Source organism: Nibrella saemangeumensis, from assembly GCF_039541915.1.
GTDB lineage: Bacteria > Bacteroidota > Bacteroidia > Cytophagales > Spirosomataceae > Nibrella > Nibrella saemangeumensis.
Genome location: NZ_BAABHD010000001.1, coordinates 1 through 15982, shown reverse-complemented (window position 1 = coordinate 15982; position 15982 = coordinate 1). Strand labels below are relative to the sequence as shown.

General features: G+C 51.5%; 12 protein-coding genes. 8 read left to right on the top strand and 4 right to left on the bottom strand.

Annotated elements, in window-relative coordinates; genetic code table 11:
- Positions 1 to 77: 77 nt before the first annotated feature.
- Both ABD949_RS00060 and ABD949_RS00055 read left to right on the top strand, forming a co-directional pair.
- Positions 78 to 1397 carry an acetylxylan esterase gene (locus tag ABD949_RS00060; protein ID WP_345239406.1) on the top strand — a complete coding sequence of 440 codons (1320 nt, stop codon included), beginning with the start codon at positions 78 to 80 and terminating at the stop codon, positions 1395 to 1397.
- 64 nt (positions 1398 to 1461) lie between these two features.
- The gene (locus ABD949_RS00055) at positions 1462 to 2649 is read left to right on the top strand and encodes a phosphoglycerate kinase (RefSeq protein ID WP_345239404.1); all 1188 of its coding nucleotides are present in this window, start codon (positions 1462 to 1464) and stop codon (positions 2647 to 2649) included.
- A gap of 209 nt (positions 2650 to 2858) precedes the next feature.
- Here the strand turns inward: ABD949_RS00055 and ABD949_RS00050 are convergent, their stop codons facing one another.
- From ABD949_RS00050 to ABD949_RS00040, 3 genes are all read right to left on the bottom strand, one after another.
- A complete protein-coding gene (locus ABD949_RS00050) occupies positions 2859 to 5306 on the bottom strand; it encodes an outer membrane beta-barrel protein (RefSeq protein ID WP_345239403.1) in 2448 nt (815 codons plus the stop codon).
- A gap of 240 nt (positions 5307 to 5546) precedes the next feature.
- The gene (locus tag ABD949_RS00045) at positions 5547 to 8000 is read right to left on the bottom strand and encodes an outer membrane beta-barrel protein (RefSeq protein WP_345239402.1); all 2454 of its coding nucleotides are present in this window, start codon (positions 7998 to 8000) and stop codon (positions 5547 to 5549) included.
- A 374-nt stretch (positions 8001 to 8374) separates the two neighbouring features.
- Complete coding sequence (locus ABD949_RS00040; protein WP_345239401.1) at positions 8375 to 9031, bottom strand: outer membrane beta-barrel protein; 657 nt, start codon at positions 9029 to 9031, stop codon at positions 8375 to 8377.
- A 144-nt stretch (positions 9032 to 9175) separates the two neighbouring features.
- On the opposite strand from ABD949_RS00040, the gene asnS reads away from it, so the two are divergent.
- Positions 9176 to 10630 (top strand): asparagine--tRNA ligase, encoded by a 1455-nt coding sequence (asnS, locus tag ABD949_RS00035; RefSeq protein ID WP_345239399.1) that lies wholly within the window; start codon positions 9176 to 9178, stop codon positions 10628 to 10630.
- 105 nt (positions 10631 to 10735) lie between these two features.
- Positions 10736 to 11821, top strand: coding sequence for a complex I subunit 1/NuoH family protein (locus tag ABD949_RS00030; RefSeq protein WP_345239397.1), 1086 nt, complete (start codon positions 10736 to 10738; stop codon positions 11819 to 11821).
- A gap of 1 nt (position 11822) precedes the next feature.
- Here the strand turns inward: ABD949_RS00030 and ABD949_RS00025 are convergent, their stop codons facing one another.
- Positions 11823 to 13028, bottom strand: a complete 1206-nt coding sequence (locus ABD949_RS00025) for a hypothetical protein (protein WP_345239395.1) — start codon at positions 13026 to 13028, stop codon at positions 11823 to 11825.
- Positions 13029 to 13203: 175 nt separating this feature from the next.
- Here ABD949_RS00025 and ABD949_RS00020 point away from each other — a divergent pair, with 175 nt between their 5' ends.
- The 4 genes from ABD949_RS00020 to ABD949_RS00005 all read left to right on the top strand — a co-directional run.
- Positions 13204 to 14034 (top strand): CvfB family protein, encoded by an 831-nt coding sequence (locus ABD949_RS00020; protein ID WP_345239393.1) that lies wholly within the window; start codon positions 13204 to 13206, stop codon positions 14032 to 14034.
- Positions 14035 to 14148: 114 nt separating this feature from the next.
- Positions 14149 to 14934, top strand: a complete 786-nt coding sequence (locus ABD949_RS00015) for an HNH endonuclease (protein ID WP_345239392.1) — start codon at positions 14149 to 14151, stop codon at positions 14932 to 14934.
- 100 nt (positions 14935 to 15034) lie between these two features.
- Positions 15035 to 15259, top strand: a complete 225-nt coding sequence (locus ABD949_RS00010; RefSeq protein ID WP_345239390.1) for a hypothetical protein — start codon at positions 15035 to 15037, stop codon at positions 15257 to 15259.
- A 459-nt stretch (positions 15260 to 15718) separates the two neighbouring features.
- Positions 15719 to 15982: transposase (locus ABD949_RS00005; protein WP_345239388.1), on the top strand; the 264-nt coding region annotated here is incomplete at its 3' end.

The window sequence follows — 15982 nt, the reverse complement described above, 5'->3', positions numbered from 1 at the left end:
CACTGACCGGAGTAAGTAATATTTCCCGAAATCGTCTTTCTAAAGAAAATACCCTCTAACCTCCTGTTTTCCTGGATATGAAGCACACCCCTGTATCCTTACGCCTTTACCTGTTTTTGCTCTTTGTCTCCCTGCTGCCGCAGGCGATTGCCCAACCTGCCGAACGGTACATTAAGGTTTTAGTAGCCCCCGAACGCGCCAACTGGGAATACAAAGTTGGGGAGCCGGCCCGCTTTACTGTTCAGGTTACCCAGGCTAATGTTGGCCTCGCCAATGCTGAAGTCCGGTACGCCGTGATGCCGGAGAAGATGAAGCCGGTCAAATCAGGTACGCTGAAGCTGAAAGAAGGCAAAGCCACCATCGATGGCGGCACCATGAATACCCCCGGCTTTCTGCGCTGCGAAGTTTACGCACAAGTCGAGGGCAAAGAGTACAAAGGTCTAGCCACGGCGGCTTACGACGCCAACGCCATTCAGCCTGCTACAAACCTGCCCGACGATTTTACCGCGTTCTGGGACAAAGCCAAGGCTGATGCCGCTAAAATCCCGCTGGATGCCCGCATGGTGCTGATGCCGGAGCGCTGCACCGAGAAAGTGAATGTCTACCACGTTAACTTCAACACCATGCGCGAAGGTGCCCGTTACTACGGCATCCTGTGTGTGCCCAAAACAGCCGGCAAATACCCGGCTATCCTGCACGTACCGGGAGCTGGTGTACGGCCGTACTCGGGCGATGTAGCCCGTGCCGAAAAAGGCGCTATTACCCTACAGGTTGGTATTCATGGCGTGCCCGTAACCATGCCGGCTGAAGTCTACGACAATTTAGGAAAAGGTCCATTAGCCGGTTACTGGGCTCAAAACCTCGACGACCGCGACAACTACTACTACAAGCGGGTGTACCTGGGCTGCGTTCGCGCTGTTGACTTCATCAACAGCCTACCCGAATATGACGGCAGCAATCTGGCGGTTATGGGTGGTAGCCAGGGTGGTGCTTTGTCTATCATTACAGCTGCACTCGATAGCCGCATTAAGTGGCTGGTGGCCTACTACCCTGCCCTATCTGATCTGACGGGCTACCTGAAAGGCCGCGCGGGTGGCTGGCCGCATATGTTCTCGGAAGCCAATGCCGCCTTCAACAACAAGCCGGATAAGGTAAAAACGTCGAAGTACTATGATGTGGTAAACTTTGCCCGGCACGTAAAGGTACCCGGCTTCTACTCCTGGGGCTACAACGACGAGACCTGCCCGCCTACCTCCATGCACGCGGCTTATAACGTCATTAGTGCTCCTAAATCGCTGTTCATTGCCCAGGAGACTGGCCACTGGACCTATCCAGAGCAGGGTGAAAAAGCTGATACATGGTTGTTCGCGCAGTTTAAGGCGGTGGCGCAGAAGTAATTTTTTTGCTCACTTACCACATATTTCCCCATTTTTGCCGCGCAAACAGATTTGCTACTCCCCTATGAAAACGGTTGACTCTTACAATTTTGCCGGCAAAAAAGCCCTTGTTCGGGTGGACTTTAACGTGCCCCTCGATGAAAACTATACCATCACCGACGACACGCGCATTAAAGCGACCATTCCCACCATCACCAAAATCCTGAACGACGGCGGCTCGGCGATCCTGATGTCGCACCTGGGCCGTCCGAAAGGCGGACCCGAAGAAAAATTTTCATTGAAGCACCTGCTGCCGACCTTGAAAGAGACATTTGGCCGGGAGGTAAAGTTTGCCGACGACTGCATTGGCCAATCCGCCAAAGACCAGGCGGCATCACTGCAACCCGGTGAAATCCTGCTGCTCGAAAACCTGCGCTTCTATAAGCAGGAAGAAAAAGGGGACGAAGAGTTCGCCAAAAAACTGGCTGAACTGGGTGATGTGTGGGTGAATGATGCCTTCGGAACGGCCCACCGCGCCCATGCCTCTACGGCCGTGATGGGTAAGTTCTTCGACGACCGCGTTTGCGGGTACGTGATGCAGGCCGAACTCGACAACGCCAAGAAGATTCTGGAAGAAGCGGAGCGGCCGTTCACGGCGATTATGGGTGGGGCCAAGATTTCCGATAAAATTCTGATTATCGAACGCCTGCTCGATACAGTAGACAACCTCATCATCGGGGGCGGTATGACCTATACCTTCACGAAGGCGCAGGGCGGCCAGATTGGCAAGTCACTGCTGGAAGCCGATAAGCAGGATCTGGCCCTCCAAATCCTCGAAAAAGCCAAAGAGAGAGGGGTGAACATCATTATGCCCGTCGATAACGTCATTGCCGATGACTTCTCCAACGATGCGAACAGGCAGGTGGTGGCAACCGGCCAGATTCCCGACGGCTGGGAAGGGCTCGATATCGGTCCCGAAACCATCAAGAAATTCACCGACGTCATCGAAAAGTCAAAGACTATCCTTTGGAACGGCCCGATGGGTGTATTTGAGTTTGAAAACTTTGCTACCGGCACCAACGCCATTGCCGAAGCCGTTGTAAAGGCTACTGAAGAGAACGGTGCCTTCTCCCTCATCGGCGGTGGCGACTCGGCCTCGGCCATCAACCAGGCCGGCTACGGCGACCGCGTGAGCTACGTCTCTACCGGTGGCGGTGCCCTGCTGGAGTACATGGAAGGCAAGACGTTGCCGGGCGTGGCGGCATTGGCCTAGTGTTTTTGTCATCCCGCTTTTTGTCATCCCGACGCAGGAGGGATCTTGGCGTTTTCTCAACAGTACGTTGGGTTTACCATCAAGATCCCTCCTGCGTCGGGATGACAAAAACAAAACAGAAAAGGCCCCACGTGGGGCCTTTTCTGTTGGATTGGCTGTAGGCGGAGCCTTATCCTGTTAATCCTTAAAATCCTGGTTCAAGACGTTTCTCAATTCCCCGACTGTACCCTTCCCTGCTCATCGGCGGTGGCGGAACGGCGCTGGCGGGCGGCTTTTACGTTCTGGTTGCCGAAACGGTAGGTGAAGGTTACGCGGGCCTGACGACTTTCAAATACCGACTGCACTTTCATGCTAATATCCTGGTACTTGGTTTCGCCCCGGAACCGGTTCAGCCAGAATGGGTCGTTTACGTTCACCCGCAGTGTACCTTTCTTGTTCATTACCTGCTTTTGCACACCTACGCTGAAGGCACCCATCGGCTGGTAGCGGAAGAAGCCATCCACACCGGCGGAGTTGTACCAGGCCGCCAGTTCACCACTAAAGCCTTTACCCAGCACGAAGTTGCTGGATGAATAGAGGTTGTAGCCTACGAAGCTCACGTTATACTGACCACCCCGGTACGGCGTGTTGATGCGGTTGTAAAAAGCCGTTACATTATTCTGCATAGTCCACCACTTGCGTACCGTCACCGGGAAGCTCAAGGTCAGGTTGGCGTTGTCCCGCACCGCCAGGTTCTCGGTGGTTATATAAGCGATGTTCTGCTCGGCAATCTGGCCCGGCACCTGGCGCATGATAAAGTCGTTGGTGCGGCTAAAACCTACGGATGTTGAAATAGAACCTTTGTAGGTATGCGTCAGTTGCAGCGAATGCGTCATCTGCGGTTTAATGTTCGGGTTACCAACCTGATAGGTGTATGGGTCCAGGAAGAACATAAATGGGTTCAGATCCTGGTAGTTCGGGCGGTCAATCCGGCGGCTGTACGAGACATTAAGCACGTTGTTGGTATCCAGTTGCCGCGACACAAACAGGGTCGGGAACAGGTTTACGTAATTCCGGTCAATTACCTTGTTCAGCGTGACCGAGTTACCTCGTGAGTGCGTCTGCTCCAGCCGCAGGCCCGCCTGAATGCTCGTCTTTTTGTTCAGCTTACTGGAGAAGCTGGCGTAAGCCGCATTCACGTTCTCCAGATACTTAAAGCGGTTGGTGCGGTTGGCATCGATAATCCAGCGACCATCCAGTTGATTCTCGAACACCATGTTATTATCTGACTGCACAAAGCTACTCTTTACACCGGCCTCGAATTTACCTTTTTTAGTCGGGTGCGTATAGTCAGTTTTGAACGCCCAGATGTCGATGGTCGACGGCATCTTGTTGCGGATGTATTCGGTCGGGCGGTCGGTCGTGTTGTCGGCCTTCAGGTACGTAGTGGTCAGGTTATTGTTGCCTTCGCCATCGTACTTCGAGTAATCCACATCGGCGGTTAGTTCGCGGCCTTTGCCGTTGAAATCGTACTTATAGTTCAGATTACCCGTCAGGTTCATCCACTTGTTTTTGGCCAGGGCGTTAGTCGTTGGCCGGAGTGTTACCTCGCGGTTTTCGTTGCTCAGTACCGAATGGTTAAGTCCATCAGCTTCAAAGCCATTCATAAAGCCGGTAGCCAGGACTCCAATGGTGCTTTTCTTATTAATGAAGTAGTCTATACCGCCCCGAAGGTTATGTCCCTGAAAATTGATTGGCCGGTACGATACCTGGTCGAAGTACGTAATGGTACCGTCGAACGGAATAGCCCGGTTGATGGTGGTTTCGTTAAATGACCGGCGGCCGTTAAAGCTATAGCTGCCAAAGGCGTTGATTTTACCTTCGCGGTGGTTCAGATTCAGCGTGGTGTTGTATTTTTCAAACCGGCCATAGCCCAGGCCGCCAATCCAGGTCCCGTTTGTGCCGAAGTTCTTATTCTTCTTCATCTTGATGTTGATGATACCCGAGTTACCGGCGGCATCGTACTTAGATGATGGATTGGTGATAATCTCAATCTTCTCAATGTTGTCGCTGGGCGTATTCTTCAGCAGGTTGGCCACTTCCTGCGATGACAGGTAGGTCTGTTTGCCGTCAATCATCACAATCACACCCGACTTCCCTTTGAGGGAGATTTCTTCGCTCTGCCGGTCGATGGTCACGCCCGGTGCTTTTTCCAGTACTTCAAGAGCCGTATTGCCGCTGGCGACAATGCTGTTCTCGACGTTCACCACCGTCCGGTCAATCTGCTGCTCGATAAAGGGCTTCTTCGCCGTTACCTTCACTTCGGCCAAACTTTTGGAGGCCTCCAGCATCTGAAGCGCCGGTAGTTGGATGGCGGTATGCTCAGGATCGACCGCAAACGCATCGCTAAACGTCTTGGCGTAGCCCATCTGCTGAGCCGCTACCCGGTACTGACCAGCCGCAATGTTCTCGAATTCATAAGCTCCGTTTACATCGGTGATTCCGCCTTTGACCAGCGTCGAGTCTTTGGCTTTCACCAGCATCATCGTCACAAATTCCAGTGACTTGCCTGTCGCATCGGCGACTTTACCGTTGATTTTGCCTTTAACCGGTGCCTGTGAGAAGGCTGTAGTCAGGACCAGGCATACGAAGAGAGCAGAGGTAATAAACGTTTTCATGCCGGAAGAGAAGTATGGTGTGGATAGAAAAAAGTTGTGCGTATCAGGCGATTAAGTAGGACAAAGTTAGGTAGGTTGCATAACCAAGTACCTGTTCTTACATAAACGGTCAAAGGGAGTGGATGAATGGTTTGGGAGGGAATACAAACAAAAAAGCCACCCCTCAAGATGGGAGTGGCTTTCTGCGTTTTCTTAACCTAAACTAAACTAAGCTCTTATATAGCGTTGCTATGAATATCTCTAGTTGTTACCTCCACCGGCACGGTTGCGCTCGGCTTCGGTACTGGTACTGCGCTGACGGGCTGCTTTAACATTCTGGTTACCAAACCGGTAGGTAAACGTTGCCCGGACGATGCGACTCTCCCAGCGGGCGTTCACCGCAAAGTTGATGTCCTGGTAGTTGGCCCGGCCCTTAAACTGATTCAGCCAGAAGGGGTCGTTGATGTTCAGCTTCAGCGTGCCTTTTTTGTCCAGCACTGATTTCTGTACACCGATGCTGAAGGCTCCCTGCGGCTGGTAGCGGTAGAATCCAAATACCCCCGCTGAGTTATACCATCCGGACAGTTCGGCCGAAATTCCTTTACCCAGTACAAAGTTGTGTGATGAATACAGGTTAAAGGCTACAAAATCGACATTATACTGTGCGCCCAGGTACGGTGACTGAAATTTATTATAGTAACCGGTTACATTGTTCTGCATGTTCCACCACTTGCTTACCCGTACCGGGAAACTCAGGGTCAGGCTCACGTTATCCTGCGTAGCGAGGTTATCCGACGTTACGTAGGTAATATTCTTCTCGGCAATCTGGCCCGGCACCTCATTTACGATCACGTCGTTAGTGCGGCTGTAGCTCAGCGATGTCGAGAACGCTCCCTTATACACGTGCGTCAGTTGGATCGAGTTCGTAAACTGTGGTTTCAGGTACGGATTACCCTGCTGATACGTGTACGGGTCAAGATAGAAAACAAACGGATTCAGGTTCTGATAATTGGGACGATCGATCCGTCTGCTGTATGAAAGGTTCAAAACGTTGTTGGTATCAATTTGTCGGGATACGAACAAAGTCGGAAACAGGTTCAGGTAATTTCTGTCCACAATTTTATTCAGCGTCACCGAATTACCCCGCGACAGCGTCTGCTCCAGCCGCAGACCGGCCTGAATACTCGTTTTCTTGCTCAGCTTACCACCAAATGAGGCATAAGCCGCATTGACATTTTCGGTGTACTTGAACCGGTTGCTTTTGGTGGCGTCAACAATCCAGCGGCTGTCAATCAGGTTCTGATACACCAGGTCGTTGTCCGACTGCACATAGCTGCTCTTCACGCCCGCTTCAAACTTGCCCGTTTTGGTCGGGTGTACGTAGTCGGCTTTGAACGCCCAGATGTCGATGGCGGACGGCATATCGTTCCTAACGTTCTCTGTCGGCTTCACGGTCTGGTTATTGGCATCTACGTACCGGGTTACCAGGTTGTTGTACGAATCGCCGTTGAACCGGGAGTAATCCATATCGGCGGTCAGCTCGCGGCCTTTACCGTTGAAATCGTATTTGTAATTCAGGTTACCGGTCAGGTTCGTCCACTTGTTCTTCACCGTTACATTCGTGGTCGGCATCATGGTTATCTCCCGGTCGGCATTGCGCATCACCGAATGATTGATACCGTTAGGCTGCTGCCAGTCGTTGATGAAGCCGGTAGCCAAGACACCCACTGTACTTTTCTTGCTGATGAAGTAGTCAATGCCGCCCCGGAAGTTATGCCCGTCAAAATTGTTGGGCCGGTAAGACTTCTGGTCGAAATAGGTAACGGTACCATTATACGGTATCACCCGGTTGATCTCATTCTCCTGGAATCGCCGGTTGTGGAAGTAACTGTAGTTACCGAAGGCGTTGATTTTGCCTTCACGGTGGTTCAGGTTTAAGGCCGAGTTGTATTTCTCGAAGCGGCCATAACCTACCCCAGCCGTCAGTGTACCGTTGGTACCGAAATTCTGGTTTTTCTTCATCCGGATGTTGATGATACCGACGTTACCGGCGGCATCGTACTTGGACGAAGGATTGGTAATAATCTCAATTTTTTCAATGTTGTCGCTGGGCGTGTTCTTCAGCAGGTTGGCTACTTCCTGTGATGACAGGTAGGTTTGCTTCCCGTCGATCATCACAATTACACCCGACTTACCCTTTAACTGCAACTGGTCGCTCTGCCGGTCGATGGTCACGCCCGGTGCTTTTTCCAGCACTTCCAGGGCGTTGCTGCCGCTCGATACGATGCTGTTCTCGACGTTCATCACCGTCCGGTCAATCTGCTGCTCAATAAAAGGCTTCTTGGCCACTACCTTCACCTCGGTCAGGCTCTTTGATTCTTCGCTCATCTGGAGCGCCGGCACCTGAATAGTGGTGTGTTCGGCATCCACCTCAAACGCGTCAGTGAAGCTCCTGCGAAAGCCCATTTGCTGAGCCGCCACCCGGTACTGCCCGGCGGCAATACCCTCGAACTCGTAAGCACCGTTGACATCGCTGATAGCCCCTTTGACCAGGGTAGAGTCTTTAGCCTTTACCAGCATCATCGTCACAAATTCCAATGACTTGCCCGCAGCGTCGTTGACTTTTCCGCTAATTTTCCCCTTAACCGGAGACTGGGCAAACGCTACTGACAAAGTCAGGCAAATCATCAGGGCAGAGGTTATAAAAGTTCTCATGGCGTGGATAGAAGTAATTCCGTTGTTTAGTTCAGACACCCAAAGTTTCACCTGTTTTATCGCTCCCGAAATTTTTGTTTGCCGAAAGGCCGATTTGAAGGGACGAGCCCGGTAAATCGTCGGATGAGCGTGCAGGCAAGTTTGGTGATCGGTAAGACTACGCTTTTGTTTTAGGTTCAATGCAAAGTTGCGGTAGTATGCAATGCAAAGTACCTTTTGTTACATAAGCGGTCTGATCGACCGGATGAGCGGTTTTAGCTTTCGCTTAGCCCTTCATCGACTGGATGCAAACGGAATTACAGCTCCAATTACCGTAAAGAGTAGGAGCTGTAGCCTCACGTTGCATCTGGTTGTGATTATTTTTCAGAAAATTTTTACAACCGTACGCCCACAGCCCAGACATTTAACTCCGGGCCTTCATTCGTGCGGAACAGCGTAGTGGGTTCGTAGCGGAAAAATAATTTAGACCGGCCGCTCCAGCCCAGCTCAGTCATAAGGCCCCAGCGGACGTTGTTGAGGTTGTACGACCCTTTGGTTCGCTCGGTGTCACCAACCACAGGCTTTACCTTCGTGTAGCTGTCGACCCGCACACCGGCGTAGGCACCCACCCCGATAGACAACCGGGACGGTTTGAATGATAAATTGAGCAGAACCGGCAAATTCAGTTGCGCAACGGTAAGTTTTGACTTCTTCACGTCAATGGAAGCCGGCTCAACAAATAGCTGGTTGTTGCGCTCAGCGAGAACATTCTTATTTTCAAACATGAAGTTGTTCCAGGCAATCTCTGGACCAATACCGAGCCGAAGAGCGGCACCGGTGCCGTTGACCAGCCTTAGGTTCCGACGCCAGCCTAGCGCCACAAAGCGCGAGCCGCCGGTATTCAATTCGTAATTGGCCGGTGCCGACTGGTTGTAATTGTTGAAGCCGAGGTAGATACCGAAATCGGAACGAGACGAGTTGCCGCACTGGGCGTTGGACAGGATGGGCAAAGCAATAGCTGCTACCATCAGAATGGTACGGAATGAAAACATGGCGTGGATAGATTTTAAGGTTGTCTTTGTGACTTTCTGACCGGTAGATGCAACCGGTGGCCGGCAGGTTGCAGGAGATTGAAAAAATTTTTTGCGGGAGTTCCTTACCTTTGCCCCACCAAAACCAAGCGTCTACTGTCTGGAATGAGTTATTTACCGATAAAGCAGCTACTCCAATCGACCACTACGGGCCACGAGGTCACCGTAAAAGGCTGGGTCCGTACGAAGCGCGAAAGCAAAAACGCCATCTTCATTGCCCTCAACGACGGCTCTACCATCAATAATATTCAGGCGGTAGCCGAACCCGGTCAGTTCAGCGAAGACCTAATCAAACTGGTCACCACCGGTGCCTGCGTAGCCATAACCGGGCAATTGGTAGAGTCGCTGGGGTCCGGGCAGAGCGTGGAAGTAAAAGCGGCCAACATTCATATCTACGGTCCGGCCGACCCGGAAAAGTATCCATTACAACCTAAGCGCCACTCGCTGGAGTTCCTGCGGGAGATAGCTCACCTGCGCCCGCGTACCAATACGTTCAGCGCGATTCTGCGCATCCGGCACGCCCTGGCGTTTGCGGTTAACAAATATTTCAACGACAACGGCTTTTTCTACCTCCATACCCCCATCATAACGGCATCCGATGCCGAAGGGGCCGGGGAGATGTTCCGCGTGACCACGCTGGATCTTGACAACCTGCCGCGCACGGAAGAAGGAAAAATTAATTTCTCGGAAGACTTCTTCGGCCGTGAAGCCAACCTGACGGTATCGGGACAGTTAGAAGGCGAACTGGGTGCCCTGGCATTGGGTAAGATTTATACCTTCGGTCCCACGTTCCGCGCCGAAAACTCGAATACAACCCGCCACCTGGCTGAGTTCTGGATGATTGAGCCGGAAATGGCCTTCTATGAACTGGAAGACAACATGAATCTGGCGGAGGACTTTGTAAAATACGTCATTCGCTACGCCCTGGAAAACTGCGCTGATGACCTGGCGTTCCTGGAAAACCGGCTGAAGGAGGAAGAAAAGACCAAAAAGAAGGAAGAGCAAAGCGACATGAGCCTGCTTGAAAAACTCCGCTTTGTGGTCGACAACGATTTCCAGCGGCTCACCTACACCGAAGCCATTGACATTCTGGTGAACTCGAAACCCGCAAAGAAAGGTCAGTTCCAGTTTGAAGTAAAATGGGGCATCGACCTGCAATCGGAACACGAGCGCTACCTGGTGGAGAAGCACTTCAAGAAACCCGTCATCCTGACCAACTACCCCCGCGAAATCAAGGCGTTCTATATGAAGCAGGATGAGGAGTCGTCGGCCAGTCCCGGTCCAACTGTCCGGGCGATGGACGTTCTGTTCCCCGGCATTGGCGAAATCATCGGCGGCTCGCAACGCGAAGACGACCTCGACAAGCTGATGGCGCGTATCCACGAGATAGGCATCGAACCCGAAGGACTCTGGTGGTATCTGGAAACCCGCAAGTTCGGCTCGGCTCCCCATGCCGGCTTCGGCCTCGGCTTCGAGCGGCTGGTGCTGTTCGTCACCGGCATGGGCAACATCCGCGACGTCATCCCCTTCCCGAGAACGCCTAAATCAGCGGAATTCTAGTAGGCAGTAGGCAGTCTTCAGTAGGCAGATTTTAGAGCGACGTAATGGTTCCTATTCTGCCAACTGCTTATTGAAGACTGCCTACTGCACACTGCCAACTAAAACATGCTCGCTCTCCTCATCTTTCTCGCCATGGTGACCGGTAATGTGGTGGTCGGGGTGTACCTCGAACGCAAGGTATCGGCCTTTATCCAGGACCGGCTCGGTCCGATGGAGGTGGGAAAGTATGGTCTATTGCAGTTGATTGCCGATTTGCTGAAACTGCTGCAAAAGGAGGACATTGTTCCAGCGGCCGCCGACCGCCGGCTGTTTCTGCTGGCGCCGGCCATCATCTTCGCGTCCATCTTTGCCGGGTATGCGGTGATTCCGCTGACGCCCGATTTGCAGGGTTCCGCTACGGCCGTAGGCGTGTTTTACCTGATGGCGATTATCTCCATTGATGTGGTGGGTATTCTCATGGCGGGCTGGAGTTCCAACAACAAGTACTCGCTGTTTGGCGCGATGCGGGCGGTGGCGCAGATTGTCTCGTACGAGATACCGCTGGGTCTGACGATTCTCTGCGCGGTGATGATTTGCCAGACGCTGAATTTGCAGGAAATCAGTTTTCAGCAGGGCATTTACACCTACGAAGCCAATTACCTGTTCGGCATCAAGGCGCTGGGCGTCAACGTGACCGAGTGGGGCGGTATTTTCTGCTGGAACATTCTCCGCAACCCCTTCCTATTGATTGCCTACGTTATCTTTTTCATTGCTACCCTGGCCGAAGCCAACCGCGCTCCTTTTGACCTGCCGGAGGGCGAGTCGGAAATTGTAGCTGGTTTTCATACCGAATACTCCGGTATGCGCTGGGCGCTGCTGTTTCTCTCCGAGTACGGCATGATGCTGCTGGTATCGTTCCTGGGCGCTATTCTCTTCCTCGGTAGCTGGAATACACCCCTGCCTAACATTGGTCCACTTCGTGTGGCCGATTGGACCAGTGGGGTACCGGGCACCGTCTGGGGCAATATCACCGGCGCTTTCTGGCTGTTGTCCAAAGCGGGTTTCGCCATTCTGGTGCAGATGTGGGTTCGCTGGACACTCCCCCGCCTTCGCGTCGACCAACTCATGTTTCTCTGCTGGAAAGTGCTGACCCCCATCAGCATCGCGCTGCTGCTCATCTCCGGGGTTTGGCGATTGTTGATGGTGGGGTAAATCACAACCTCCCTCCCGGCACTTTCCCCGCCTTCATCGCTACGACCTGCTCGGCGGTAAAGGCAGACGCCATTAAGTCTGCCGATTCGTGATAGCAGCGGAACAGGTCGGCGATGAAATGCAGGCGCTCCGGCAAATCAGCCCAATCTATGGATCCGGTTTCGCGCAGGCTGTCGGGGGTTGGGTCGATGTGCGCCAGCAAGGTTCGCAGGTCCGGATTGGCCAACTCCTTCAGCGCATCGGGAAATACGGCAATCAAGTCTTGTCCGAGTCGTAAGCGCCGGTCAGGCGGTAGGGTGAGCGTCATGAGGTGAGCCGTCAATGCGGCCCGGATCTGATGGCGCGCCAACGATACCAGCGATTCTATGGTCTTATCCAACACCGCCGTTTTCCGGAACAAATCCAGGAAGAATAGCTTGATTTGATCCATATAGCCGCCATCGGGAAAAATAATGGCCAGCAGGCGCTTCTTCACCTGTTGCGGGTCGATTTGGGCAGCGTCCAGCGACTCAGCGATTTCGGGTTGCAGCCGGGTTTGCTCGTGAAAGCCGATCTCCAGATTAGCCAGCAGCATCAACTCAGCCCGCTTTTTGGCATCGGTCTCAAATAGCGCTTCGTAATAGCGGGTAAATGCCTGACGCAGGTAGCGCTGACCCGTCGGCGGGTCGCCCGGCCGGAGCGATTGACAGAACGCCTTGATACGGGCGGCCTCATACCCCGAATCGTTCAGGCAGGTGGCAGTAAAGCGGGCAAACTCACGCCCTATCTCCTCAAACACTTTTTTGTTACCCCGGCTGACGGCATCGCCCGCCCCATCTACTACCGCCGTAACCAGGCTCATCCAGACCGATTGCCGGATGTACTCTATGGAGGGTTTAGCACCTAATTCTTTAGCGATTGCGGCAATGACGGATACCGCCTGTCCAATCTCCAGTTTCGTCTTCAGCAGGGTTTCCAGCGCCCGCAGCAGATCTTCCCGACGAATGGTCTGCCCAGCCTGTTTGGAGGCCCAGGTGGCAAACGTACACCAGTTGGCTCCTGCACCAATGCGGGCGGCAAACACAGCCGACAACTGAAAGTAGCATTGCGTAATTTGCAGGTTTCGCAAAACCGGCGTTGTCAACGCAGCAATGCGGTCGACCTCCGCCATAGTTGGTACGTGCCGCGACGAAGTAAAGTCTGACGTGTGCTTATCGGAGAGAGGCATATTGCTTGGTCAATCCATTCAATTGTAAGTTAAGATACGGCAAAAGCGATAGCGAACACTATGCCTTTTATTCTTCGGTAACCTGTACATTTGCGGGTAAAACACTTCATTCCTTGCAGGGCAGACAAACAGAACGTCCTATCCTGCAGTTTTCCGTACGACTACCAACCTGCTCATGATCAGAATAGGAACCATGAATCGCCTGCGGGCTGTGCGCGACACCAGCGTCGGCGTTTTTCTGGAAGACGAACGCGGCAACGACGTGCTGCTGCCCAACAAGTACGTGCCCGAAAACCTCCGCGAAGGTGAGTTTATGGATGTGTTCGTGTATACTGACTCCGAAGACCGTCCGGTGGCTACCACGCGGGAGCCGTACATTCAGCGCGACGAGTTCGGAGCGCTCGACGTAGTGTCTGTTACCAGTGTCGGCGCTTTTCTGGACTGGGGATTGGAGAAGGACCTGTTTGTGCCCCATAAAGAGCAGAGCATTCCCATGCAGGTAGGGCGTCGGTACGTCGTGTATTGTTACCTCGACCGCGATACCGACCGACTGGTGGCCTCCAGCCGGATCAACCGTTTTCTGGAAGACCGGGCCGATGATCTGGAAGAGGGCCAGGAGGTAGATTTACTGGCTTACGAACATACTGACCTCGGTCTTAATGTCATCGTCAACAACCAGTACCGGGGCCTGCTCTACAAAAACGAACTGTTCCGCCCCGTCTCCCCAGGGGATAAGCTCACGGGCTTCGTCAAACGCATCCGCGAAGACAACCGCATCGACCTCAGTCTGCAACGGCAGGGTTACGAAAACATCGAACCGAACGCCCAGCGCATTCTAGACACACTCAAAGACAATAATGGTTTTCTGCCCCTGAACGATGACAGCGCCCCGGAAGCCATTTACAAGACGTTTGAAATGAGTAAGAAGACGTTCAAAAAAGCGATTGGTACGCTGTACCGGGAACGGCGGATTAACATTAAAGATGATGGAATATATTTGGCATGACTTGCTGAGGGTACTTATGACCTAAATGGATAACCTTCATAACTACCGCTTATTTATGGTAAATACAAAACTTTGCTTCAGAGAAGATTTATACGTCTAGAAGTTAGCAACATTATGAATCGTGCATTAAATATAAAAAACTGGCGGGACGGTGGAAATAACTACGTACTTAAAGCAAACTCTGAAAATAAGTGGTGTGGTTTTCAAAAATCAGTAATAGATTATCTGTTTGCCAGTTTTGGTGAAAAATTTAATATTGTAATTTGGACGGATGAGCAGAACGCAGATGATTACTACTGTATTCCTTTTAAAATTGTAAGACATGTTTTTGTCGATGAGCATAAAACAACAGGTAAGTACCCTGATCGGTGGACAGCAGTAATTCTTAACCATAAGTTTATGATGCATAGTAATTCAGAACTTGCTATTGATATTTCTGAATTTTATGCAAAACCAATTTTACTTATTCCTACAGCTGAGCTTGATAACGACTTTTTCATTGAGAATGCAAAAGCAGAAATAAATATTCGGCTAGGGCAATCCAAGTTTAGAATGGGCGTTTTGAAAAACTTTGGTTATAAGTGCGCTCTGTCAGGAATAACGGAACAGTCTTTACTTACGGCGAGTCACGTTATTCCTTGGTCGCACAGAAAGGAATTCCGAGGTGATATTTCAAACGGAATTTGCCTTTACGACGAATACGATGCACTTTTTGATAAAGGTTTTATTTCTTTTACTGACGATTTGGAAGTTATAATTACGTCGGATACATCTGCTATGTCACGTCCATTAGCAGAGAAACTTCGAATTATAAGTAGGAGGCAATTAAGTCAACCTTTAATAAAACTTTTTGGTAAAAAATATTTAGAATACCACAGGAAAAACATCTTTAAAGGTTGACTAATGCTGCCAATATAAATATTGTATTGCACCAAAGCTGCTTTACAAATAAAATCTCTGAAAATTTTTTTTATCTGTTGCACAATAACTAGCCAATATTATGAGAGTACAAGTAGATATAGGATTTGACGAGTTGCTCAAAATCGTCAGGACACTACCGGCAGGTAAACTGAAGCAACTAAAAGCAGAAATTGAAAAAGAGATCAAAGAAGAACAATCGGTTGATTTGGAAACCTTGCTTTTGAATGGGCCTGTTGCTACAAAAAAGCAGCTCGAAAAAATTGCTAAAAACATAGAAGATATCAACAAATGGAGAACGGAATAATCCTGCTTGATACTGGGTGCAATTCAAAACTACCTGTTAGACTTTTTGAGTTGATCGGTGACTAAGCTCCAGCACTTACTCTTGGCGACTACCCGCAGAGTCAGCAAGGCCTGTGCTCCTCGATTTACCCACCGCTGACCACTGCGCTTCATGCGACACTGAACAACGGTCCGGTGAGCAGCCTCCATGGGTCCACTACCAATCAGCAATCCTTCTCGACGATAACTCCCATAGGCCATCCGATGCTGGTTAGCCTCATAGTAGCCCACCACCTTATCTCGTAACCGGTCTGCCTCTCCTTTCAGGTTAGGTATACTTTGTAGCTGCTCCAGAAGCTGCCCTACTCCATCGTTGAGCAGTTGGTGCTGGCTTTGGCTCAGCCATTGGCGACGTGTCTCCGCATTGGGCAGATAAGCGCGGGCAAATTCAGCCAGAGCCTCCAGGGCATGATAGNGAACAATGAGCAAAACTAGACGAACATTCAGCCCCGAAGACCGCTACTCTATCGTTCAGGAGTCCCTGCGCGATGGGCACTCCGAGATTTGCCGCAAGTATAATTTATCCCCTTCTCTCTTGCGAAAGTGGCGAAACCGCTATTTGAACAAGGGTAAGGAAGGCTTGCGGGATTCCTATCCCCGAGTGGAGCCTCAGCTTCGAGCCCTAGAAGAGGAAAATGAACGATTAAAACGCATCATTGCCAAACAGGCTCTGGAAATAGAACCG

Bases quoted from the DNA above. Each gene is read 5' to 3' on its own strand.
- ABD949_RS00050 (WP_345239403.1), bottom strand. From the start codon at position 5,306: ATGAAAACGTTTATTACCTCTGCTCTCTTCGTATGCCTGGTCCTGACT.
- ABD949_RS00025 (WP_345239395.1), bottom strand. From the start codon at position 13,028: ATGCCTCTCTCCGATAAGCACACGTCAGACTTTACTTCGTCGCGGCAC.
- ABD949_RS00015 (WP_345239392.1), top strand. From the start codon at position 14,149: ATGAATCGTGCATTAAATATAAAAAACTGGCGGGACGGTGGAAATAAC.
- asnS (WP_345239399.1), top strand. From the start codon at position 9,176: ATGAGTTATTTACCGATAAAGCAGCTACTCCAATCGACCACTACGGGC.
- ABD949_RS00045 (WP_345239402.1), bottom strand. From the start codon at position 8,000: ATGAGAACTTTTATAACCTCTGCCCTGATGATTTGCCTGACTTTGTCA.
- ABD949_RS00010 (WP_345239390.1), top strand. From the start codon at position 15,035: ATGAGAGTACAAGTAGATATAGGATTTGACGAGTTGCTCAAAATCGTC.
- ABD949_RS00030 (WP_345239397.1), top strand. From the start codon at position 10,736: ATGCTCGCTCTCCTCATCTTTCTCGCCATGGTGACCGGTAATGTGGTG.
- ABD949_RS00020 (WP_345239393.1), top strand. From the start codon at position 13,204: ATGATCAGAATAGGAACCATGAATCGCCTGCGGGCTGTGCGCGACACC.
- ABD949_RS00060 (WP_345239406.1), top strand. From the start codon at position 78: ATGAAGCACACCCCTGTATCCTTACGCCTTTACCTGTTTTTGCTCTTT.
- ABD949_RS00040 (WP_345239401.1), bottom strand. From the start codon at position 9,031: ATGTTTTCATTCCGTACCATTCTGATGGTAGCAGCTATTGCTTTGCCC.
- ABD949_RS00055 (WP_345239404.1), top strand. From the start codon at position 1,462: ATGAAAACGGTTGACTCTTACAATTTTGCCGGCAAAAAAGCCCTTGTT.